At 41.8% G+C, this 24,386-nt stretch carries 22 protein-coding genes; 2 read left to right on the top strand and 20 right to left on the bottom strand.

Going from position 1 to position 24,386, the window contains the following annotated elements; translation table 11 throughout:
* Positions 1–256 precede the first annotated feature (256 nt).
* The 7 genes from EKM76_RS01565 to EKM76_RS01535 all read right to left on the bottom strand — a co-directional run bounded on the left by EKM76_RS01565 (position 257) and on the right by EKM76_RS01535 (position 7,574).
* The gene (locus EKM76_RS01565) at positions 257–544 is read right to left on the bottom strand and encodes an HU family DNA-binding protein (RefSeq protein ID WP_223877021.1); all 288 of its coding nucleotides are present in this window, start codon (positions 542–544) and stop codon (positions 257–259) included.
* Positions 545–764: 220 nt separating this feature from the next.
* Entirely contained in the window at positions 765–2,075 is a 1,311-nt protein-coding gene (der, locus tag EKM76_RS01560; protein WP_125548918.1) for a ribosome biogenesis GTPase Der, read from the bottom strand.
* Between the two features lie 197 nt (positions 2,076–2,272).
* Positions 2,273–3,523: a 30S ribosomal protein S1 gene (gene rpsA, locus EKM76_RS01555; protein ID WP_125548917.1), complete on the bottom strand. Its 1,251-nt coding sequence runs from the start codon at positions 3,521–3,523 to the stop codon at positions 2,273–2,275.
* Positions 3,524–3,603: 80 nt separating this feature from the next.
* On the bottom strand, positions 3,604–4,296 hold the full coding sequence (gene cmk, locus EKM76_RS01550) for a (d)CMP kinase (RefSeq protein WP_125548916.1): 693 nt from the start codon (positions 4,294–4,296) through the stop codon (positions 3,604–3,606).
* Between the two features lie 68 nt (positions 4,297–4,364).
* The gene (locus tag EKM76_RS01545) at positions 4,365–4,937 is read right to left on the bottom strand and encodes an SAG1386/EF1546 family surface-associated protein (RefSeq protein WP_125548915.1); all 573 of its coding nucleotides are present in this window, start codon (positions 4,935–4,937) and stop codon (positions 4,365–4,367) included.
* A gap of 149 nt (positions 4,938–5,086) precedes the next feature.
* The gene (locus tag EKM76_RS01540) at positions 5,087–6,547 is read right to left on the bottom strand and encodes a RecQ family ATP-dependent DNA helicase (RefSeq protein ID WP_125548914.1); all 1,461 of its coding nucleotides are present in this window, start codon (positions 6,545–6,547) and stop codon (positions 5,087–5,089) included.
* A complete protein-coding gene (locus tag EKM76_RS01535) occupies positions 6,540–7,574 on the bottom strand; it encodes a helix-turn-helix domain-containing protein (RefSeq protein ID WP_125548913.1) in 1,035 nt (344 codons plus the stop codon). The genes EKM76_RS01540 and EKM76_RS01535 overlap by 8 nt, the downstream gene beginning before the upstream one ends.
* 26 nt (positions 7,575–7,600) lie before the next feature.
* Between EKM76_RS01535 and EKM76_RS01530 the strand changes: the two genes are divergently transcribed.
* Positions 7,601–7,831 carry a ferredoxin gene (locus EKM76_RS01530; RefSeq protein ID WP_125548912.1) on the top strand — a complete coding sequence of 77 codons (231 nt, stop codon included), beginning with the start codon at positions 7,601–7,603 and terminating at the stop codon, positions 7,829–7,831.
* Between the two features lie 95 nt (positions 7,832–7,926).
* Here the strand turns inward: EKM76_RS01530 and EKM76_RS01525 are convergent, their stop codons facing one another.
* The 11 genes from EKM76_RS01525 to dnaE all read right to left on the bottom strand — a co-directional run bounded on the left by EKM76_RS01525 (position 7,927) and on the right by dnaE (position 19,891).
* Entirely contained in the window at positions 7,927–8,658 is a 732-nt protein-coding gene (locus EKM76_RS01525) for a pseudouridine synthase (RefSeq protein WP_125548911.1), read from the bottom strand.
* Positions 8,658–9,242 (bottom strand): SMC-Scp complex subunit ScpB, encoded by a 585-nt coding sequence (gene scpB / locus EKM76_RS01520; protein ID WP_191986893.1) that lies wholly within the window; start codon positions 9,240–9,242, stop codon positions 8,658–8,660. Before scpB ends, EKM76_RS01525 begins: the two co-directional genes overlap by 1 nt.
* Positions 9,243–9,244: 2 nt before the next feature.
* Entirely contained in the window at positions 9,245–10,000 is a 756-nt protein-coding gene (locus tag EKM76_RS01515; RefSeq protein ID WP_191986887.1) for a segregation and condensation protein A, read from the bottom strand.
* A complete protein-coding gene (locus EKM76_RS01510) occupies positions 9,975–10,358 on the bottom strand; it encodes an N-acetyltransferase (protein ID WP_125548908.1) in 384 nt (127 codons plus the stop codon). The genes EKM76_RS01515 and EKM76_RS01510 overlap by 26 nt, the downstream gene beginning before the upstream one ends.
* Before the next feature lie 160 nt (positions 10,359–10,518).
* Positions 10,519–11,406, bottom strand: a complete 888-nt coding sequence (gene xerD, locus EKM76_RS01505; protein ID WP_125548957.1) for a site-specific tyrosine recombinase XerD — start codon at positions 11,404–11,406, stop codon at positions 10,519–10,521.
* A gap of 24 nt (positions 11,407–11,430) precedes the next feature.
* Positions 11,431–11,922, bottom strand: coding sequence for a ferric iron uptake transcriptional regulator (fur, locus tag EKM76_RS01500; protein WP_125548907.1), 492 nt, complete (start codon positions 11,920–11,922; stop codon positions 11,431–11,433).
* Positions 11,923–12,015: 93 nt separating this feature from the next.
* Positions 12,016–12,894, bottom strand: coding sequence for a CvfB family protein (locus EKM76_RS01495; protein WP_125548906.1), 879 nt, complete (start codon positions 12,892–12,894; stop codon positions 12,016–12,018).
* A gap of 49 nt (positions 12,895–12,943) precedes the next feature.
* Positions 12,944–13,408 (bottom strand): DUF441 domain-containing protein, encoded by a 465-nt coding sequence (locus EKM76_RS01490; RefSeq protein WP_125548905.1) that lies wholly within the window; start codon positions 13,406–13,408, stop codon positions 12,944–12,946.
* 181 nt (positions 13,409–13,589) lie between these two features.
* Entirely contained in the window at positions 13,590–15,350 is a 1,761-nt protein-coding gene (pyk, locus tag EKM76_RS01485; protein WP_125548904.1) for a pyruvate kinase, read from the bottom strand.
* Between the two features lie 97 nt (positions 15,351–15,447).
* Positions 15,448–16,407, bottom strand: coding sequence for a 6-phosphofructokinase (pfkA, locus tag EKM76_RS01480; RefSeq protein ID WP_125548903.1), 960 nt, complete (start codon positions 16,405–16,407; stop codon positions 15,448–15,450).
* Between the two features lie 142 nt (positions 16,408–16,549).
* Entirely contained in the window at positions 16,550–19,891 is a 3,342-nt protein-coding gene (gene dnaE, locus EKM76_RS01475; RefSeq protein WP_125548902.1) for a DNA polymerase III subunit alpha, read from the bottom strand.
* A gap of 229 nt (positions 19,892–20,120) precedes the next feature.
* On the opposite strand from dnaE, the gene EKM76_RS01470 reads away from it, so the two are divergent.
* Positions 20,121–20,303 (top strand): YjzD family protein, encoded by a 183-nt coding sequence (locus tag EKM76_RS01470; protein ID WP_125548901.1) that lies wholly within the window; start codon positions 20,121–20,123, stop codon positions 20,301–20,303.
* Positions 20,304–20,337: 34 nt separating this feature from the next.
* Here EKM76_RS01470 and clpB read toward each other — a convergent pair whose 3' ends face one another.
* Positions 20,338–22,947, bottom strand: a complete 2,610-nt coding sequence (gene clpB, locus EKM76_RS01465; protein WP_125548900.1) for an ATP-dependent chaperone ClpB — start codon at positions 22,945–22,947, stop codon at positions 20,338–20,340.
* 198 nt (positions 22,948–23,145) lie between these two features.
* Positions 23,146–24,384, bottom strand: coding sequence for a peptidase T (gene pepT / locus EKM76_RS01460; protein ID WP_125548899.1), 1,239 nt, complete (start codon positions 24,382–24,384; stop codon positions 23,146–23,148).
* Between the last annotated feature and the right edge of the window lie 2 nt (positions 24,385–24,386).

Here is a 24,386-nt window from a genome sequence, read left to right as displayed (position 1 = left end):
GCTAGCAAGTCTGGATCTATAAATAACTTAAGCCACATTGATTTTCAATTTTAAAGTTAACTTAACGCTAAATCATGAAGAATTTAAGAAGTTAGCCTGTCAAATATACTATTCCATGTTAGCTATAACTTAAGTGTCGATGTATATCAGCCCTGAGCACTTTTTAATTTGTATTAAAAAAGGCTCAATCCAATAGTGGATTGAGCCTTTCGATTGATATAAAAACTAGCAACCGAAATTGCTAGCTCAACATACCTTATTTAACTGCATCTTTTAATGCTTTACCAGGTTTGAATGCAGGTACTTTGCTGGCTGGAATTTCAATTTCAGCACCAGTTTGTGGGTTACGACCCTTACGAGCAGCACGGTCACGAACTTCAAAGTTACCAAAACCAATCAATTGAACCTTTTCGCCTTTTGCTAATGTGTCTTGGATCGAACCAAAAACAGCATCAACAGCAGCGGTTGCATCTTTTTTAGTCAAACCAGTTTGGCTAGCGACGTTTTCGATTAATTCAGCTTTGTTTGCCATAGTGAATGTCACCTCCTGAGCAACAATTAGACATCTGTCTAATATAAAATGAGTACTGCAATAAGCAGTTCTGAAATAATGAACAACGTCATCATTTCTGAATCAAAGATATCATAGGAACGCCGTGATAGCAAGGTTTTTTCATATTTTTAAGCGCTTTTTTCGTAAAAACCGCCTAAAATGAGAAAACTATTCATAAATCGGTGTCTTTAGTGTTAAATCAAGCTTTAGACTACTTCCGACGGCGAACAATAATATGAATGGGTGTACCGGAAAATTCAAAGGCATTTCGTAATTGATTTTCTAAGAAACGCTCGTAAGAAAAATGCATTAAATCTGGATCATTAACGAAAACAATAAATGTCGGTGGCTTAACCGCTACTTGCGTCGCATAGTAAATTCGTAATCGTTTACCATTAGATGACGGGGTTGGATTAGTTGCAATTGCATCCAATAGCACATCGTTTAGCGTTGACGAAGTAATACGCCGATTTTGATTTTCGCTCACTTTTTCGATCATTCCAGGCAATTGACTCAGTCGTTGCTTAGTTTTGGCCGAAACGAACACGATTGGTGCATAGTCTAAATAAGCAAAGTTAGCCCGAATTGCTTGTTCAAAGTTATTTAGTGAATGATTATCTTTGGTCAAGGTATCCCACTTATTAACGACAATGATGATACCACGACCTGCTTCATGGGCATAACCAGCAATTTTTTTATCCTGTTCCCGGATACCTTCTTCAGCGTTTAAAATCACTAAAACAACATCTGAACGATCGATTGCTGACATCGCACGCAAAACACTATATTTTTCAGCATTTTCATACGCTTTACCGCGCTTACGTAAGCCAGCAGTATCGATCATATTGAATTCAGTTCCATCAGCAGCTTCAAAACGCGTATCAATTGCATCACGCGTTGTACCAGCAAGATCAGAAACGATTACTCGATTTTCACCTAAAATTGCGTTTACTAATGAAGATTTTCCCACGTTGGGGCGGCCAATCAAACTAAACCGAATTCGACTTTCATCTTCAGGTTCAATATCAGTTGGGAAATGTTTAATAATCGCATCAAGCAAATCACCGACACCGATCCCGTGGACACCAGAAATACCTAAAGGTTCATCAAACCCTAACGCATAAAAATCATAAATATCCTGTCGAATTTCCTGGTTATCAACTTTGTTAACTGCCAATACAACTGGCTTATCTGAACGGTAAAGAATCCGTGCCACATTTTCATCAGCATCCGTCACACCTTCACGAATACTAGTAACAAACACGATCACATCAGCTTCTTCGATCGCAATTTCTGCTTGTTCTTTGATTTGCTCAACAAACGGTTGATCGACAATGTCGATTCCCCCAGTGTCGATCAAATTAAATTCATGACCTAACCATTCAGCGGAAGTATAGATGCGATCGCGCGTTACGCCAGGCGCATCGTCAACGATGGAAACACGCTGGCCAGCAATACGGTTAAATACAGTTGATTTACCCACATTCGGCCGCCCAACAATGGCAACTACTGGTTTCGCCATTTTTTCGCCTACTTTCTCAAAATTTTATTGATTATTTTTAAATTGATTGCAATCACTTGATCATAGCATAAATAACCTCTAAATTGTAGACCGACAAGCTCACCGGCTTACAAAATCTCACTCAAACAACAAGTATTGGTGCAAATAAAAAGAGATTGGTCAATGCCAATCCCTTTCGACCATCATTTGAGATCAAGTTATTTTTGATTGTCTTCAGTACTGCGTTTTAACTCATTACCAATCAAATCACCTAGTGTGAAGCCACCATCATCGGTATCTTGATAACTAGTATTATTATCTTGATAATCATTTGTTTTAGCTTTAGGTGCTGCATGACTCTCTTCACCAGCTGGCTTTGGTGTCAAAGCTTTGATCGATAATGCCAAACGATGTGCATCTGGATTAACTTCAAGTACTTTGACCTTAACATCTTCACCCTCAGCAAGAACATCATTAGGTGTAGCAATATGTTCGTGTGAGATTTGTGAAATATGAACCAAACCTTCTACACCAGGGAAGACTTCGACGAAAGCGCCAAAAGTAGTTAGACGTTTAACTTTACCGTCTAATACGCTACCAGCTGGAGCTTTTTCTTCGATATCAGTCCAAGGTTCTGGTAGAGTCGCTTTAATCGACAATGAGATCCGTTCGCGTTCAGCGTCAACTGACAAGACTTTGACCGTTACTTTTTGACCAACCTTTAAAACGTCAGCTGGTTTTTCAACACGGTCAAATGAGATCTCAGAAACATGGACCAAACCATCAATACCACCAAGATCAACAAAAGCACCGAATGAAGTTAAACGAGCAACTGTGCCTTCAACTGTATCGCCAGCTTTAAGCGTTGCTAATACTTGTTCACGTTGACCCGCTTTTTCAGCTTCAACGATCGCACGGTGTGATAAGATCAAACGGTTTTCGCTTGGTTCGATTTCAATGATCTTTAATGCTAACTCTTTGCCTTTATAAGCATTTAAGTCATCAACAAAATGATCTTCAATCATTGATGCTGGGATAAAGCCACGCACGCCAGCATCTACGACCAAGCCACCCTTAACAACTTCGGTAACTGGTGCAGTGATGTTTTCGCCAGCATTGAATTTGTCCTGAATTTCAGACCAAACTTTGCGCGCTTCCAGGCGACGTTTTGAAAGTAAGTAACTGCCATTTTCTTTATCTTTGCCGATCGTAGAAATGACAACTAGATCAAGTACATCCCCGACCTTAGCAACCTCTTCAATATCAGCAACTGGTTGGCTAGCTAATTCTTTAACCGGAACTACCCCTTCAACACCAGTACCTTGGATCCCAACGATCAATTGTTTATCATCGTCGATCGCCAAGATCTCACCCTTCACAATGTCACCGACTTTTACATCGTGGACACTGTTTAATGCGTCCGCCATGACACTTTTATTTTCAACTTGGTTTTTATTATCTTCACTCATGCCAAAATCCTCCTTAACAGCTTGAAACTACATTATCTATTTTATAGTAAAATGGCTTAAATTGCCACAAAAAGCTGTTATTATTTATGATCTTTCTGTTTTTCTACCGTGATCGCGATGATTCTAGCGACAACTTGTTCGATTGATAGCGCTGTCGTATCAACTAGTACAGCGTCTTTCGCCTGAGTCAATGGAGAAATTGCGCGCGTCGAATCTTTTTTGTCGCGCACTTCAATTTCTTCTTGTAAAACCGCTAATGGCGTGTTGATCCCCTTACCAATATTTTCAGCATAACGGCGTTGCGCGCGTTCAGCAACACTGGCCACCAAGAAAATTTTAACCGCAGCTTGGGGTAAAACCGCTGTTCCGATATCACGACCGTCCATAACGATCGCGCCTGCCTTAGCAATCATTTGTTGATGCTGTACCAATTGCCGGCGAACACCAGCCAACGCTGCAATCGTAGAAACATTATTTGTTACATCTGGTTGACGAATTGCTTGCGTCACCTCTTGAGTCACCTCTTGAGTGTTCACAAAAACCTGCTGCGGTTCCCCAGGCTTAAAGCTGATCGTAATTTTAGCTAAAATAGCTAACACGGCAGCTTCATCATGTAGATCAACCTTAGCTTGCATAGCTGCTAAGGTTAATGCGCGGTACATGGCGCCTGTATCACAATATGTATAATGTAACTGCTTAGCCACCAGCTTAGCCACTGTACTCTTGCCTGCCGATGCTGGCCCATCAATTGCAATTTGTAAACCTACTGTCATTCTAAAACTCCCTATCCAAAAAATCGAGATCGTGACCTGCGCCGCGATCTCGCCATTACCTAATTTTATTATTTAACCCGTAATTGCTGCCCTGGTTTAATTGTACTGCTATTAGAAAGTCCATTTAACTGTAATAATTCTGAAACGGACAATCCATTATTAGCCGCAATTCGATAAATACCTTGTCCCGAGCCGACTGTAACGTAGCTAGCAGCTGCAGAACTTGAGCTACTTGCTGAGCTGGCGTCACTACTAGACTCACTAGCAGCACTACTTGAACTGGCAGCCACAGCACTACTAGATTGTACACTAGTGCTACTTGACTGATCGGTAGACGCTTTAGACGATTGTTTCTTGGTCGTTTTCTGCTTAGCCGCCACTGATTGCTTAGAACGACTGCTGGAAGCCACGCTTTCGGTTGCCACTGGTCGATTCATTTGATTCTGCCAAATCGTCCAGGCACCAACCGGCAAAGCTGCTAAAACAAGTAACGCAATCGTTAAAATGGTGACAAATAAGGCATTACTTTTATCTTTGCGGTGTGTTGCCGACCGCGATAAATTACCCTTATCATCCCGGTCGTCCGTAAATTTGGTATCCCAAGGTTTATCCTCAGTTGATTTCTGATCTCGTTTACTCATCGATGCTCCTTCTCGCTCACCAAGCATTCATGTTTAGCAGAAAAATAAGCCAGTGAGTAACTAGCATGTGAGCAATTAGCGATAGACTTTCTGCCAAACCTTCAGCAAATATTGTAACATAATCTTATTTAAAATTCTTTAAATTTCGTTTAAAGCTGGGGCGATGTCGTAAAAATTGCAGCTAATCGTTCTTGCCAATTTTGCTGCTGGTCAGCTGCAACTACAGCGGTTGGATCACGCTGTAAGTCTAATTCAGCAAGATTTGTTGACTGTGTGGCATCACAGCAGGTTGGATCATGAATGACCGTCGTTGGGTCAGTAAAATAGTCGAGAATAAATTGGCGTTTACAACCTGGCGTTTGGACAAAAGCTAACATACTGCGCAACGCCAACATTTTTTCATCCCGCCGCTTAGCAAATAATTGCTGAATTGCAGCCGCATCCTGACCATGTTGCCGATAAAATTTCAATAAATCAATTTCGGGAATAGCTGCAGCAGCGAAACGTTGTGGATGAGCAAAATATTGCTTGATCAAAGCGGCCTCCGGTAGCGTGTTGGTCACTAAATTAGCTTGTAGTTGAAAATCACGTGCTGTATATAGCAAAATAGCGATGCTTTGCTGACCGTCCCGCCCAGCCCGACCGATCTCTTGTAAATAACTTTCTAAGCTACTAGGTAGATGGTAGTGGATAACAAAGCGTACATCAGCTTTATTGATTCCCATCCCAAAAGCATTAGTCGCACAAATAATTTCCAATTTACCATGCATAAATTGCTGCTGCACCGCAAAACGGTCCTGACTTGTCATCGCACCATGATAAAAGGCCACCCGCTGCGTCACTTTTTGCTGCAGCAATACCGTGATTTCTTCCGCTTTTTGGCGACTAGAAAAATAAATTATCCCTGGTCGTTTTAATTGCTGACATAAAGCGATCAATTGCTGATCCTTTTCGGTTTCATCAGCTACTGCTTCGGTCGCTAAATAAATATTACGCCGATCGACAGAATGAATGATCTGCTTGGTGTCGGTTGCCGTTAAGCCTAATTTAGCTAGAATATCGGCTTGTACCCGTTTAGTTGCTGTGGCAGTTAATGCCAACGTCGCGCGTGGTTGGATCGTCGTGCGCAATGATTTTAAAGCCAAATAATCTGGCCGAAAATCGACGCCCCATTGTGAAATACAATGGGCTTCGTCGATGACTAATAGATCGATCTGACTCTGCTGCAACTTTTGCCGAATCTGGGGCTGATTGGCCATTTCTGGTGATAAAAAAACGAACTTATATTGTTCTAGATGAGCCAAACCATACCGCCGGGTTACTGGATCAAGCGCAGAGTTCAGTGCTAATACACTCTTTTCACCAAGATAATGTAACTGTGCCACTTGATCCTGCATTAATGAAAGTAACGGCGATATCACGATGATCTGTCCAGCTAATAAATAGCCAGGCAACTGATAGCACAATGATTTACCGGTACCAGTGGGCAAAATAGCAAATGTATCCTGACCGGATAAAACTGCCTGGATCACCTCAGCTTGACCTGGCTTAAATGCCGTATAGCCAAAACGCGCCTGTAGCACTTGCTTAATTTTTTCTACGCTAATCATCAGCTTTCCTCCGCTCAATTTGATATAAACGAAACTCAAAAAAACTAAGCTTGGTCGTAGCTAATTGTTCATAACGCCATTGCGCTAACGGTTGCTCCGCAAATTTTTCTGTTAATATTTGTCGCGCTGGTGCCGATAAATAGGTGTTGAATGAAAAATCAGGCAATAAAATCGCGGCTTCTAATAAATGTTCCTTTAGCGTATTCAGCTTGACCTGCCGGCGCCGACTGATCATCGATAACGATAGTCCCTGTTGCAACAGGGACATTGTTTGCGCCGCACTTTTACTTAACAAACCACTGGCTAACGGTTGCCACAGTGTTGCCATTAACGGAAACCGTGCCGCTTGTGTGGTGATCAAGTGCAGCAAGTGGTGACTAATATCTTGACGGACTAATTCACCAGTCAAAGCGGTCCAGCCAGCTAATTGATCCGCCTGTGCCGTTGTAGCTCGCTCGACCTGATGACCTAGCAAGAACTGACTATAATAATCTGCCTGTGCGACTGGCAAAGCAGCTAATAGTAATTCCCATTCGTGTTGTAAACGCTCAGCAATTAAACTAATATCCTGCTGTTGAAGCCATTGCTTGACCCGCTGCTGCGTGACAAAGCTAACATTCAACGGAAAGTAACGACGGTTATGCGCCTGCAATTCAGAAACGACCTGCGTCGCTAAAAATAAACGATCACTAAATTCATGGCTGTAATGAAATTCAAAACCAGAATAGTAAGTCGGCAAAAAAATCTTGTTGCGATATTTTTCCTTGACTGCTACCCCCGCAGCCGTCAGCCGGATCGTGCGCTCTTGCTGAACCAATAGCCCGGCTGCAAGTAACTGCGTCAAAGCTTGCTGAAATTTAGCAGTCACCAGATGGGGTAATAGTTGGTATAATGGTAATAGATCATAGTCAAGTCCGGCGTAAAGATTAGAAACAGTACGCTTACCCTTGAGTAATGCTTGAATTGCTAACGGACGCCGCCACTGATTTTGATCAAACAAATAAAGTAAATATAATTGATCGTCCATATTTTTCACCTGAAGGAGATTTTTTCATGTATAGTCGTGTTCAACCTGAACAATGCATTGCGTGCGGTTTGTGCCAACTGCGTGCCCCAGAATTATTTGATTATGACGCAGTCGGAATCGCTTATTATCGCTTAGACCACAATCAAGGAACAACGCCGATCCCTACTGAACAACTTACCGCATTTAAACAAGCCTATCGTGACTGTCCAACTGGTGCAATTAAGCGCCAGTCCAAACCATTTTCGGTTGATAAATAAAAAAGCGGCGCACTCGTAAGCGCCCCGCACATAACTATTGTGCTACTTGTTTATGCTGTAAAATTATTGCTACACCTATTTTAGTTTGGTACTGGTTAACGTATTTTACCAGTCCGAGCTAATTTTTTTAGTGCAGCAACCTCTTGTGGCTGCAATGGTCGTGAATCGCCGGCAGTCATGCTTTCTGTCGTTAGGAACGCATAACGTTCACGGCTAAGCTTATTCACTGGATAACCAACTGCATTAAGCATATCGCGAACTTCGTGGTTCATCCCTTCATGGATCGTCAAACTAACTAGCGCCGTTTTCTTAGCCCGATCACTAGATAACAGCTTAACTTTCGCCGGCGCCGTTTTTTTCGTTGCCAGCTTAACCCCAGTTCGTAATTGCTTTAAAGCGTCCGTCGTTGGAATGCCTTCAACTTTAGCCGCATATTGCTTTTCAATTCGATAACTAGGATGGGTCAGCAAATTAGCTAGCTCACCATCGTTAGTCAAGATGATCAAACCAGACGTATTATAATCTAAACGTCCAATTGGATAGATACGTTCATTGATTTTGGGAAAGAAATCAACTACAGTTTTACGACCTTTTTCATCATGAACTGATGAAATCACGCGCCGTGGTTTATATAGTAAAAAATAACGCTTTTGTTCGGTCGCCAAAGGTACACCATCTACCTCAACGTGATCGTGTGGCTCAACTTGAATTCCCATCGTTGTAACAACTTCACCATTGACCTGAACATGGCCCGTACTGATCAGCTGTTCTGCCTTACGCCGTGACGCAATACCTGCAGCTGCAATCACTTTTTGTAGTCTTTCCATTAATGATTTTCTTCCTTATCTTTTAATTGTGCTTCAAATTGGGCAAATAGATCCTGGTTAGTTTCTGTTGTTGGCTCAATTTGTGGCGTTGTTAACGCTGGTAGTTCCGCCAATGATTTTAAACCGAAATAATCCATAAAAAAAGCACTAGTGCCATAAAGAATTGGTCGGCCAGGGGCATTTTTTCGGCCCTGCTCTTCAATTAACTGGCGCATCATTAACCGCTGCAATGCACCACCGCTTTGGACACCGCGAATTTCATCAATTGCAATTCGGGTGATTGGCTGCTTATAAGCAATAATTGCCAATGTTTCCAGTGATGCTTGGCTTAAATTCGTAGTTAAAGGGGTCTCAAAATACCGTTTGATCAACGCCGCATAAGCTTTTTTTGTTACTAGCTTATATCGTTCACCAAACTGGAATAAGACTAAGCCCCGTTGCTTATCAGCACGCAATTGCTGAGCAAACGTCTCTAGTGCACGTTTACTAGCTGCTCTAGAAGTCGTTAGCAAATGATTTAATTCATCCAGACTAATGCCTTCATCACCAGCAACGTATAATAAACTTTCTAACTCTGCCATGATATTCATGCAATTTCCTCTTTCAAGGCAACCGTGATCGGTGCTAACGTTTGTGCTTGAAAACAAGCGATTTGTTTATTTTTCATTAATTCTAAAACAGCCATAAAAGTGGTCACAGTTTCTTCAGTCGACGGAACCGCGGAAAGTAAGTGCGTGAAGGTTAATTGGTGCTTTGCACTAAGTTTTAGCGCCTGCGTGATTTGGGTCACCTTTTCCGCCACTGTTATCGTTTCACGTTGAACATTGCGCATCAATGCTGGCTGAGCTGGCAGCTGACGGCGTAACAATGCATTAAACGCCGTTGTCAGCGCCGCAATATCTAACGGCTGCTCTGGCATTGGTAGCGGCTCAGCACCCGCCAATAAGCTAGGTGCCTTACTGAAATGAGCCTTTCGTGTCTGTTCGCGCGTTTGTAAATCTGTCGCCGCTTCTTTATAGGCTTGATAAGTCAATAACTGAGCAACTAGCTCATCCCGGGGATCCTCACTAGCTTCTGCCACATCTTCAAGTAATGGTACCTCCGGCTGCGGTAGTAACCACTGACTTTTAATCCGCATTAAAGTTGCCGCCATCACAAAATAATCGCCAGCAATTTCTAATTTGATCTGCTGCATAGAATGCAGATAATCCATGTACTGTGACGTGATCGCCACGATCGGAATATCATCAATATTCATTTCTGAAACTTTGATTAAATGCAGCAACAAATCTAAAGGTCCCTCAAATTCGGGTAATTTAACCGTTAAGGCCACTAAGCTCATCCTTTTTATGTCGTTGTTCCCATTTACCAATTAAGGGTGATGTCGCGATCGTACCCATTAATTTGTCTTCCGGATATAAACGGGCCAATTCATCTAAAATTGTAAAACTATTACCTTCATCACGATCAGATGGACTCAATGATAAGTGCCGGACAATTAAGTAATCTTTATTTTGTTCAACGCCAACTACCCCAACAATATCACCAGTTGCATTCTTCCATAAAAATAATTGCCGACCTGATTCGGTTTGATACCATTCAATCTCAGCGTTTAGGTGGCTAACATCATTCAGATCAGGAATAAAGGAAAGAAGACCCATTGCGATCTTCTCGTAGTCCATTTTATACTTTAATAACATGCTAGACCTCCCAGTCCTTACCGTTCATTTATAACCATAGCTATCCTATCATAACAATATTTGCGTCACAATGCCACTCTCATATTAACCAGTTGTTATTAATGAATTTGATAAAACAGTACTTATTTAACCGATATTTCATTCATTTATACCAGATGATTTAAGCCCGTGGATGATAGCGATTATAAACTTCGCGCAGGTGTTTTTGGCTAACATGTGTGTAGATTTGGGTCGTCGAAATATCTGCATGGCCTAATAATTCTTGTACCACACGTAGATCGGCACCATTTTCCAAAAGATGGGTTGCAAACGAATGCCGCAAAGTATGTGGCGTAATATCCTTATTTATCCCAGCTGTTTGGACCATTTTCTTAAGATTTTTCCAGATACCTTGCCGGGTAAACGGTCGACCATAGTGATTTAAAAATAAAATCGGCTCACTTTGCCCAGGCTTCAAGAAAGTTGACCGACTCATTTCCAGATAACGCTTGATCCACTCGATTGCAACATCACCGATTGGAATTAACCGCTCCTTATCACCCTTGCCGAGCGTTTGGATCAAGCCAAGACTCAAATGTAGTTCTGCCATTTTTAAATGCGTTAATTCGCTGACCCGTAAGCCAGTTGCGTAGAGCACTTCTAAAATAGCACGATCACGTATTCCGATAGCAGTGGTCGTATCTGGCGCTGCCAATAAGCGGGTAACCTCGGCTTGCGAAAGCACTTGTGGTAAATGTTGCTCTTTTTTAGGCGAATCAACTTGTTGCATCGGATCAATGGTGATCTGATCAGTTTCCAAAAGGTAGCGATAAAATTTACGTAAACTAGAAACCATTCGAATCACACTATTATTAGCCATTTTTTTAACTTTTAAAGTCGTTAAAAAATCAAGGATCACGAAACGGTCCTGATTAAAATCCATCATTTTTTGTTGATCTAAATACGACGTAAATTTGGTTAAATCACGGGTATAACTGCTCACGGTATTTTGTGATAAACCCTTTTCGACTAGCAAATAACGTTTAAAATCAGCAAGCTGATTGGTCATTGCGTCCAATCTAGTTCCAACTCTCTATTCTTTCTTTTCTTGAGCCGCAGCTGCCTTGACCTCACGATTATGACGTTGACAATCAGCGCATAAACCCTGAAAAGTCAATTTATGATCTTGAACTTCAAAGTGATACTGCTGTTCAACTAGTCGCTCAACATCGTGTAATAAATCTTCATGTATCTCCTGAATTTTACCACATTGCATGCACTGCAAATGATGATGAAAATGGTGCTGAGCGCCTTCCCGACGTAAATCATATCGTATCAAGCCATCGTTGAAACTCACTTTGTTAACGATATTTAGTTCAGTCAGAATTTCTAAGGTCCGATAAACGGTTGCTAGACCAATATCAGGCGTTGATTCCTTGACTAGTAAGTAAACTTCTTCTGCGCTCAAGTGCCCGGTCTCATTTTGCAGCAATGACACTACAGTGGCTTCTCGCTGCGGTGTTAGTTTAAAGCCGGCTTGATGCAACTGCGCTTTAATTTTTTTAACGTACGCCTGATCTACCATCTTGATCCCTCCGCTTTTACGCTTACTAGAGTACCTCATAAAACTATTCCGATTGCTATTTAACCAAAAATAGTAGCTTAGCGTCCGACATAATTATTGTTCGTCTTGTGCCACCAAAATCGTTTCTCCGGCTTCTTGTTTGACCACACCAGCCTTCATTAAGTGACCTAAAGCACGCTTAAATTGGCCTTTGCTGATCCCGAAATATTGTTTAATATCTTCTGGATTACTTTTATCGGTATAAGGTATTCTGCCAGCAGGTTGGTGTTGTAGTACGGCCAAAATCATTTGTGCATCGTCACCGATTGCTTCATAAGCTCGTGGTCGTAAAGAAAGATTTAAGACACCGTCTGGCCGAACGCCGATCACACGTGCTTTAACTTGTTGGCCCAATCGTGGTTCAGCATCACGTTCGCTGGGATGAATAAAACCTAAATAATGTTCTGACGTGTAAACATAGCTACCCACCATCTTTAATCGATAAATAGTGCCTAGCACATTGGTATTATTTAATTCTGGCGCCGCTTTTTTACCCATTTGCTGGAAGCGTTCATCATCAGCTAAATCAGCCCACAAACGGCCTTTATTATCAACTTTTAGGCTGATCAATAAATAATCACCGCGTGCTGGCCATAATTGTTTGATCGTTGGTAATTCGTCTAAAGAAAGTACCACATCCTTGTCAGGTAACCCAATATCAATAAAAACACCTAGATCGTGGCGTACCGCAACGACAGGAGCAAAATCAAAACGGCCGATCTGCACATAAGGAATTTTAGTCGTGATTTGTAGCTCGTGATCCTCGTTTTCATAAGCAAAACCGGTGATTGCATCTGTTGCATGGTGTATCTTATCAAATTCCGATTTGGCCACGCGGTATGTAAAACCTTCGTGTTGTCCAAAATAATAATCCTGATTTTCGTCGGTAACGGTCACCGAGATTTTTTTACCAATAGCTTGATTTGTCGCCATAATATCTCCTATCTCGAGTTCAGCTCAATGCTGTTTAATTTCATTAGATTTATTTGATCAGTGATAAAGACTGCATCACTTGGATGATCACAAAAGTCATGCCTGAAGCAATTACAGGACCGGCGGCAATTCCTTTAAATAGAACTACGCCCATGATCGTACCAAAAACAAGGGCCACCGTAATTTCCGGACTTTGGGATAATAGCCCAACACCCTTACTGGATAGAACTGCTACTAAAACACCACAAGCGACCGCTATAAATCCTACTGGCGACTTAAAAGCATTAAATAGATCTTTAAAGCCAATTTGCCCAGTAGCGATCGGTACTAAAATAGCAACGGAAATCACGGTCACGCCCCAATTGATCCCTTTAGCTTGGATGGTTGTTAATAGTTTTTGCGTATTTGGTATTAGTTTTAGCGCTAAAACAACCGCAGCAGCGATCACTAATGATTGGTTTTTACCCAAAAAAGCGACAACTAAAATAATCGCTAAGAATAGCCAGCTTTCCATATGTCCTCCCCAAATGTGATTTATTGGTGTTGAACGATTCACCATAAGTATTTTAAAACTAACTTTAGTAAATAATAACGTCTATGTGTTATCTATCAAGATTGCCACTTTAACTGTTCATTGATTAATGATAGCACAAAAAAAAGCCGTCGTGTAAAACACGACAGCTTTAATTCAAAAATTACATTGCGTTAGAAGCACCACGATAAATGATACCACGACGTGAATCAACAGTAATAACTTCGTCATCAGCAATCAATGAAGTTGCGTCTGTAGCGCCGACAACAACTGGAATACCCATTGCAATACCAACAACTGCAGCATGACTTGTTAATCCGCCAGCTTCAACGATCAAAGCACTTGATTTTTCAATGGCTGGTAAGTAGTCTTTATCAGTTGTTTTAACAACTAAGATACCACCTTCGACAGCCTTTTGGTTAGCTTCAGCAGCTGAAGTAGCGATAACTGTCTTACCGATAACGGTTTGATCGCCAACGCCTTGGCCTTCAACTAATTTAGAACCAATCAATTGGATCTTCATAACGTTAGTTGTACCACGTTCGCCAACTGGCACACCAGCAGTGATCAAGATCAAGTCGCCTTCTTTAGCGAAGCCAAGGTCTTGTGCTTTTTGTGAAGCCAAGTTAAACATGTCATCAGTTGATGATGGCTTGTCAGTTACGATTGGTTGAACACCCCAGTTAACGGCTAAGCCACGGCGAGTGCGTTCGTCAAAAGTAATTGCCAAGATATCAGACTTAGGACGATACTTGGAGATCATCCGGGCAGTAAAGCCAGATTCCGTTGCAGCAACGATTGTACGGATGCCTAAGTTACGAGCAGTATGGGCAACGGATTGACCAATTGCTTCTGTAACATCAGTTTTGCTGAATTCTTTTAAAGCAAATGAATCTTGATCGATCATTGATTTTTCAGCACGAACTGCAATTTTAGCCATTGTAGCAACTGATTCTACAGGGTATTTACCGTTGGCACTTTCGCCTGAAAGCATTGTTGCATCAGTACCATCAAAGATAGCATTGGCAACGTCAGTAGCTTCAGCACGAGTAGGGCGTGGGTTTTCTTGCATAGAATCTAACATCTGTGTTGCTGTAATAACTGGTTTGCCCAAAACGTTGCACATCTTGATCAAACGTTTTTGGATGATCGGTACATTTTCAACAGGAATCTCGACGCCCATGTCGCCACGAGCAACCATCAAACCATCAGAAACCTTTAAGATTTCGCTGATGTTGTCGATACCCTCTTGTGATTCGATTTTAGGGAAGATTTGAACATGTTCCATATGCTTCTCTTCTAATAATTCGCGAATATCTAAAACATCTTGTGCTTTACGAACAAAGCTAGCAGCGATGTAGTCAATATCATGGTCTAAACCAAAACGAATATCAGAAGCATCTTTTTCAGTGATACCTGGTAAGTTGATTGAAACACCAGGTGCGTTAACACCTTTACGGGAGCCAAGTAAGCCGTCGTTTTCAACTTCAACGATCAGTTCTTTGTTGGCGTCATCTTTTTCGGTAACCTTCATGTCGATCAAACCATCATCAAATAAAACGTGGCCGCCAACGTGAACATCATCAAACAAACCTGGATAAGTAACCGCAATCTTTTCTTTAGTCCCTTCAATGGAATCATCCATTGAAATACGTGTTACATCGCCGGTTTTGAATTCGATCTTGCCAGGTTTTTCAACTGTAGTGCGGATTTCAGCACCTTTAGTATCTAACATAAAGCCGATCATTTTACCAGTTTCTTTGACTGCATCACGTGCTTGTTGCATCCGATCTTCATGTTCTGCATGGTCACCATGTGAGAAATTGAAACGGAATACGTTAGCACCAGCTTCGATCAATTTCTTGATTGTTTCTTTATCGGAACTAGCAGGACCAAGTGTACTTACGATCTTGGTTTTCTTCATAGGTAGAATCTCTCCCTTGGAATTTTTTATAAAAAGACTTTAATGTCATTTTTATCTTAGATTAGTTGTGTCTTATCGACACACTTTTAAAACTAACTTAGTATGAAATATTATTGTTTAAATCAAACAACGATAATTCAGCATGATGCTTAGAATCAAATAAATCAAGAATATCGTGTGATACGATCTTGTTATTTTCAATTCCAACTGCTAAGCCGCCCTTACCTTGCAATAAGAGGTCAACTGCATAAGCACCCATTTGTGAAGCCATTACGCGATCACGAGCAGTTGGTGAACCGCCACGCTGTACATGACCTAGTACGGTTACACGGGTATGGAAATCACCAAATTTACCTAATTCTTCAGCAAATTCATCAGCGTGCATAACGCCTTCTGCTAAAATAATCAAGCTGTGTTTCTTCCCACGATTACGACCAGCGCGGATCTTATCCGCAATAGCTTGCATATCGAAAGTTTTTTCTGGAATGATAACTGCCTCAGCACCACCGGCAACACCAGACCAAAGCGCAATATCACCAGCGCCACGACCCATGACTTCGATTACGAAAGTCCGTTCATGACTAGTGGCAGTATCGCGAATACGATCGACTGATTCCAAAACGGTGTTAACGGCCGTATCAAAACCAATTGTGAAATCCGTGTAAGGAATATCATTATCAATTGTTCCTGGTAAACCGATAGCATTATAGCCATGTTCCGTTAAGCGTAAGGCACCATGATAAGAGCCATCGCCACCGATAACGACTAAAGCTTCAATACCGAACTTGTTTAATTGTTCAATACCCTTTAACTGTCCCTCAACTTGAGCAAATTCTGGATATCTAGCAGAATACAAGAAAGTCCCACCACGCTGAATCTTGTCACCAACTGAGGATTCGTCCATCTTGAAGATATCCCCGGCAACTAAGCCAGCATAGCCGTAATTAATTCCGTATACTTCTAGTCCTTCGTGGATTGCTTTCCGAGTGACTGCACGAATTGCCGCGTTCATACCCGGCGCATCGCCACCACTGGTTAAAATCCCAATGCGTTTCATTTCTTCACCTCAGGCATTTTGATTAGTTGTTAAAGTACAAGCACCTGCACTCAAACCCAGACAATATCATACCACTTTTCTGAAAATATGTCTGCTTTATCTTTGAATTTTTCATCACAAATTAACTTTAAATCGTTTTCAGTCATGGCGCAGGTAAAGTCTGCGCTTTCACCACCACATTAGCATCTCCTAGAACCACTGCTAACTGATCAACGACCTCACTAGCTAAGTCGATCCAATATGGTTGGCGCAATAATATTTTACGTTTCGTTGTTGGATAAAAAAGTAAAACTGGCGTGTTTCCCTTATTCTGTTGGAGCAAAGTTTGCACTGCCTCAGTTTGCTCATCGTTTAAGCGTAGAAATAACATTTCTTGTGGTAGTTGTTGTTCTAAATCGGCGGCCGTCTGAATCTGTTCAGCAATCAATTGTAGCTCGCCACGCTGCTCATCCGCCTTACCAGCAACATAAATCACTTGGCCCTTTTCCAGCCACGGACTAATTTGCCGGTATAACCGCGGAAAAACAGTGACGTCAAGTTCATCAGTTGGGTCATTAGCCGTCAAAAAAGCCATTTGCTCGCCGCGTTTTGTCCGAATCACTTTGATCCGTTTGACAAACAGCAATACCGCTTGCCGTTTACCAGCTACCAGCTCACTGATTGCAACTGTTGGTTTCAGCCACTGCAAATTAGCGTATTTCTCAACTGGATGGCCTGATAAATAAGCACCTAAATACTTTTCTTCTTGGTCTAGTTTATCCGCTAACGTTAAATCAGGCACGGCTTCTTCTTTCAGGGCTAGTTCTTCAGCTAATAATTCATTTTGACCACTAAAAGCTGTATTCGCAACTAGTTGCGGTACTCGTTTCAGTAAGGCCCCACGGTTATCGTTAAATTCATGAAATGCATTGCTATAGATCAAGGGCGCCAAATAATTCATGGTCAGCCATTTATCATCTAGGCTAGCCAATCGTTGCAAAAATTGCTCCAATGAAACAAATCGTCCATTAGCACGCCGTTCAGCCAATAACGCAGTCACAAATTGCCGGCGTAATCCCTTGATACACATTAAACCAAATAAAATCTTATTCGGTCGTTGAACTGTATAGGTCAACTGACTTTGATTAACGTCTGGGGCCAGAATTGTTAAATGGCGCTTCTTAGCTTCAGCTAAATAGCTTTTTGTTTTGGTTGGATTACCGATCACTGAATTTAATAGTGCCGCAAAAAAGGCTGCTGGATAATGGGCTTTGAGATAGGCTAATTGGAATGCCACCATGCTGTAAGCCACCGCGTGGGAACGATTAAAACCATAATCGGCAAAGCTTTCAATATAATCATACATTTGTGTTGCGACTTCGCGCTTATAGCCGCGCGCAAGTGCCCCAGTTAAAAATTCGTCTCGTTTTGCATCGATCACCGACTTTTTCTTCTTACTCATCGCCCGGCGCAGACTATCGGCTTCACCTAAGCTAAAACCACCCATTACTGCCGCTACTTGCATGACTTGTTCCTGATAGACAAGCACACCATAAGTTGGCGCTAAAATGGTGGCTACCCGTTGATCAGGATAGTGTGGTTCCTTTTGTTCATGCTTGCGCTTGATAAAAGTTGGAATATTTGCCATTGGTCCTGGTCGATAAAGTGCATTGACTGCGACGATATCTTCAAAGCCAGTTGGTTGCAACTCGCGCAAAACATTTTTGATCCCTGCTGATTCAAATTGGAAAACACCATCCGTGTCCCCACGTTGAAATAGTGCTAACGTCGCAGCGTCATCTAGTGGCACTTGGGCGATCGGTAAAGCCTTACCCGTCTGCAACTTAATTAAATTCAATGTATTGGCTAAAATACTTAAATTACGCAACCCTAAGAAATCCATCTTCAACAAGCCCAGTGCTTCAACATTGCCCATCGGTAACTGGGTCAACAAAATGCCTTCACTACCAGTTTGTAGCGGTAGATAATCGGTTAAGTCTTGATCACTCAGTACGATCCCGGCAGCATGAGTCGAATAATGACGTGGTAAACCTTCAATTTTTTGCGCAGTGGCAAATAGCAATTGATTACGTGGACTATCGCTGACCAGATTACGCAAACGTAACGATTGCTTATAGGCGGTTTCCAAATTAATATGCAGTACAGCAGGAATGGCTTTAGACCAATCTGCCATTTCAAACTGGGTCAATCCTAGTACGCGACCAACATCGCGCAAGGCTTGTTTTGCTGCTAACGTGCCGAAGGTAATGATCTGCGCCATATGCTGCTGACCATATTTTTCATGAACGTACTGCAACAGCTGTTCACGCTTGTTATCAGGAATATCTAAGTCAATATCAGGCATATTATGCCGTTCTGGATTTAAAAAACGCTCAAACAACAGATCATACTGCAGCGGATCAACCTCCGTAATGGCTAAAGCATAAGCCACTAACGCACCAGCAGCGGAACCCCGCCCCGGACCAGTTAAAATATTCACTCGATGTGCATACTGCATGACATCCCAAATAATTAGAAAATAGTCTTCAAAACCCATTTTTTCGATTATATTTAATTCATAATCTAGCCGTTTTTGATAGGCAGGCGGCACTTGACCAGCATTGAACCGCTGTGCTAGGCCTTGCTCCGCAACTTCGCGCAAATAAGCATGACTGGACTGGATAGTCGGTACAGGAAACTTAGGTAACAAAGAATTATGCAATTTAATTTCAAGCTGACTGGCTGCTGCTAACTGCTCAGTTGCGGTTACAGCAGCTGCTAAGCCATTGGCCCGGTAACGTTCAGCAACTTCCGCAGCGGGCATTAAATAATGTGTTCCTGATTCTTGTGTGACTGCTGTATCCAGTGTTGTGCCGGCCTTAATATGCTGTAGCACGGTGACACTAAACGCATCTTGCGGATCTAAGTAACAGACATCCTCCAGCGCGATCAAAGGTACCCCGCTGGTTTCACTTAATTGTTTTAACATAGCAACATAGGCTTGTCCCTCTGGTTGTAAACTGATTCCTAGTCGCAGCTGTGCAGGTTTTAATGCTTGCAATTGTTGGATATAGTGTTGTGCTTGTTGTCGGTCAGTTATTGCCAGCTCTGGTAGTTCAGCAGCATAAGCCGGTGTCACTACAACTAAATCACCTAAATAGGGCTGTAATTCTTTTAAGGTCAATTGTGTGTCGCTGGTCATTACCCGCGTCGATAATTTCAGTAAAGCTTGATAGCCTACTTGATTTAAAGCATAGACTAATAGTGGCGCTGGCTGCTCCGACGTAAATAAACCGGCCGGCGCGATCGTCAAGCCCAAAATTGGTTGTAAACCCGCCGCTTGACAGGCAGTATAAAAGTCAATACTGGCCGATAATGATTGAAAATCGGTCAGTGCTAAAGCCTGATAACCACGTGCTTTTGCGTTTTTCACTAGTTCAGCGATCGTCAACGAGCTTTCAAGTAAACTATACGCACTTTTCACTTGTAATTGTACAAAGGTCAACTCGCCACGTCCTTTCTACTTCAAAATGAAGATCGCCAGGTTAAAACATGGCACCACTTCACAAAATATGTTGCACTATAATTATAATACCAAACGAAAACAAGTTCCCCTAATTGATTGTGCAATTTAGCAATGATATTAATGTCACCGCCGCTTTGATCAAATCGAAATTCGTCTTTCACTTAAACGTAAATTATGCTAGAATCATCAAGTAGAAAGAGGTGGCGGCATGAAAGAAATCATCGTCGTAATCTGGGCTTTAATCTTAGGACAACTAGTTGGTTACATCGGTTCTGCCGTAACTTCATTGTCTTACAGTCCAGTTACTGTGGCAATCATCTCGGCAATTTTCGGATTGATCGTATGCATTTTACCACATGTTTTAGGCACAAAAACTGCAACTAATAAATAAAAAAAGACCGGGATATTTCCGGTCTTTTTTTATTTTATTCGTTTTTTTCAGTACCTACACTGTTATTTTCAAAAACTAACTGATCATTTAACAAATTAATATTGATTGTTGTGTGTGGTGCGACACGGCCGGCAATGATTTCTTTAGCCAATGGGGTCTCGACTTCACGCGTAATAAAGCGCCGCAATGGTCGTGCCCCAAAGGCTGGATCATACCCCTTTTCTGCCAACCATTCCTTAGCACTATCCGAAATCGTCAAGGTGATTTCTTGATCAGTCAGGCGCTGACCAAGTTGTTGCAACAACTTCACCACAATTTCCTGAACATCGCTTAAGCTTAACGGTGTGAACATGATAATATCGTCGATTCGATTAAGAAATTCTGGCTTAAACTTAGTTTGGATCAACTGCTGAACTTGTTCTTGACTTGCATTAGAAATCTGCCCATTGTCATCAACGCCAGCTAACAGAATTTCTGAACCTAAGTTAGAGGTCATGATAATAATCGTATTCTTAAAATCAACGGTGCGTCCCTGACCATCGGTTAAGCGACCATCATCTAAAACTTGCAATAGAATATTAAAAACATCGGGATGGGCTTTCTCCACTTCATCAAGTAAAACGATTGAATATGGATTACGTCGAACCGCTTCGGTTAGTTGGCCACCTTCTTCATAACCGACATAACCAGGTGCCGCACCGACCAAACGTGAAACTGAACTCTTTTCCATATACTCACTCATATCGATTCGAACTAAATGTGATTCAGAATCAAACAAGTTTTCAGCTAATGCTTTAGCTAGTTCAGTTTTACCGACCCCAGTTGGTCCTAAGAATAAGAACGATCCTAGTGGTTGATTAGGATCTTGTAACCCGGCACGTGACCGTAAAACGGCATCGGTCACAGCAGTTACTGCTTGATCTTGACCAACTACCCGTTGATGCAAGCTATCACCTAAATGTAACAACTTTTGGCGCTCGCCCTGCACTAATTTGGCAACTGGAATTCCGGTTTCACGGCCAACTACTGCAGCAATTTCATCTGCGGTAACTGATTCTTGGACTAACCAGTCGTCAGGACGATCTTGTTGCTCTAAATCAGCCAATTGTTTCTCTAGTTCAGGGATCGTTCCGTGCTGGAGCCGGGCCGCTGTTTCTAGATCATAATTTCCTTGCGCATCCTGTAATTCGCGTTTGGCTTTATCTAACTCAGACTTTTTGGCGTTGACCGCCGTTATATCTTCTTTTTCAGCTTCCCACTGCATTTTTAAATTATTAGCTTCCTCACGTAAGTTGCTTAACTCACCTTGTAATTCGGCTAATCTTTTCTTTGAAACTGTATCCGTTTCTTTTTTTAATGCGGCTTCTTCGATTTCCATCTGCATTAGCCGCCGCGTGACTTGATCCAGTTCAGTCGGCTGTGAATTCATCTCTACATTGATATTAGCACTGGCTTCATCAACCAAGTCGATCGCTTTATCCGGTAAAAAGCGATCAGTGATATAGCGATCGGATAACGTAGCCGCTGCGACCAAAGCATTATCATGGATCCGGACACCATGAAAAATCTCGAAGCGTTCTTTTAATCCACGAAGGATGCTGATCGTATCTTCAACTGTGGGTTCTTGAATCAAGATCCGCTGGAAACGTCGTTCTAACGCCTTATCTTTTTCCATATATTGCCGATACTCATCCAACGTTGTCGCACCGATCAAATGTAGTTCTCCACGGGCTAGCATGGGTTTTAATAGGTTGCCGGCGTCCATACTACCTTCAGTTTTACCAGCACCAACAATATTATGGATCTCGTCAATAAAGAGAATAATTTGCCCGTCACTTTTCTTGACCGCCTTAAGCACGCCTTTGAGCCGTTCTTCAAACTCACCACGGTACTTAGCACCAGCAATTAAAGCGCCCATATCCAAACTAAAAATCGTTTTATCCTTTAAGTTATCAGGCACATCTTTATTAACGATCCGCTGGGCTAAGCCTTCAACGATTGCTGTTTTACCAACCCCAGGTTCGCCAATTAGAACTGGATTATTTTTTGTTTTCCGCGACAAGATCCGAATCACATTACGAATTTCTTCATCGCGGCCGATAATTGGATCCTGGTCACCAGTCCGGACTGCTTTAACTAAATCAATACCATATTTCTCCAACGCTTGATATTGTTCTTCTTGATTTTTTGAAGTCACACGCTCACCTGCCCGCATTTCAACAATTGTTGCCTTTAATTTTTTTTCGGTAATTCCAGCTTGAGTTAAGAATTGCGTCAAAGGCTGATATTTCAAAGTCATCAACGCTAAAATCACACTCTCAGTGGCAATAAAATCATCATCAAAACTGATTCGGATCTGATCAGCGGCCTGTAATAATTTAGCTAGATTCTGGCTCATGCTCTGACCATACTGCACATTGCCTTCAACCGCTGGTGCCTCGTCTAACAATTGATCGATGCGCGCTTCAAATTGGCTAAGATCCACGCCAACTTTTTCATAAATTTTTCGCCCTAATTGCCCAGGTTGTACTAAAAATTTAAACAAATGAGCAATATCAATTTCTTGGTGTTTACGTGTTACTGCGATCTGTTGTGCCTCAGCTAAAGCATCTTGGACAGCTTGTGTTAATTTTTCTGGATTCAAAATATAACCTCCTGACAATAAAATTGTTAATAAAAGGTCGACAGATTTACACTGTCGACCAATTCTTTAACTATTTGATAACCAAATTATAGCGCGAACAAATGTTTCGTTCAAGAATTTTGACTATCTTTGACTAATCAATCGACCCTTTTATACTAGCATGATTTCCGCTTAACCTGCCTCAGACTCAAGACTGAATTATTTTTGACTATTCAACCGTGAAATTTCTAAAATAACGCCAACCGCATTAGCCATTACCTGTTCAGAAACAAATTCATAGCGACCGTGCATGTTTTCCGGACCGGCAAATAAATTAGGGGTCGGCAGGCCCATGAATGAAATTTTTGAACCATCTGTTCCGCCACGAATGGGTTCGATCAATGGCTTGATATCCATATTTTCCAGCGCTTTTTTAGCTAGGTCAACGCTGGTCATGTCTTTTTTCAAGACTTCGCCCATGTTGTAATACTGATCAGAAATATCTAAGGTGAATCGTTCCATACCCAGCTGCTGGTTTAACTTAGCAGCCAACGCTTTAGCCTGTTCCTTACGTGCTGCTAAACCATCGCGTTCAAAATCACGGATAATGTACAACATTTCTGCTTCTTCTACAGTACCATTTAATTGATACAAGTGGAAAAATCCTTGCAGACCATCCGTTTTTTCTGGTACTTCTGCTTGAGGTAAGCCATTTTGAAAATCGACGGCCAACTGTAACGCGTTGACCATTACACCTTTAGCGGTTGCGGTATGAACGTTTTTACCTTGAATGTGGACCTTCATTGCTGCAGCATTGAAAGTTTCAAATTCCAATTGACCTTCCTCACCACCATCGATCGTATAGGCAAAGGCGGCATTAAAGTCAGCAACATCAAAACGATCGGCACCGGTACCAATTTCTTCATCAGGACCAAAGCCGACGCGTAGTTCACCATGCTTAATCTCTGGATGTTGAGCTAAATACTCCATTGCCGTCATAATCTCAGCGACACCAGCCTTATTATCACCACCCAATAATGTGCTGCCATCAGTTGTGATCAGCGTATGTCCAGCATAATTTGCTAAGAATGGGAAATCCGTTGTATTCAACGTATATTTTCCGGCTGGATCCAATTTGATTTCTGACTTACCGTCATAGTCGTTGACGATTTGTGGATCGATTCCTTCAACATTAAAATCGGCTGTATCAAAATGAGCTAAAAAGCCAATAACTGGCACGACACGATCCAAGTTACTCGGTAGTGTTCCGATCACATAACCATTTGATTCAAGATAATGGACATCCTGTAGACCAATTGTACGCATTTCTTCTGCTAAATTTTTGGCAAATGTCACCAAGCTAGGCGCCGATGGTACTGTGGTTGAGTCGGGGTTAGAACGAGTATTTACTTTCACATAACGTAAAAAACGTGGAACTAAAGTTGTATAAGTTGCCATTT

Origin of the sequence: Loigolactobacillus zhaoyuanensis, assembly GCF_003946385.1 — a bacterium.
GTDB classification, from domain to species: Bacteria; Bacillota; Bacilli; order Lactobacillales; family Lactobacillaceae; genus Loigolactobacillus; species Loigolactobacillus zhaoyuanensis.
This window is presented reverse-complemented; position numbering and strand designations above follow the sequence as displayed.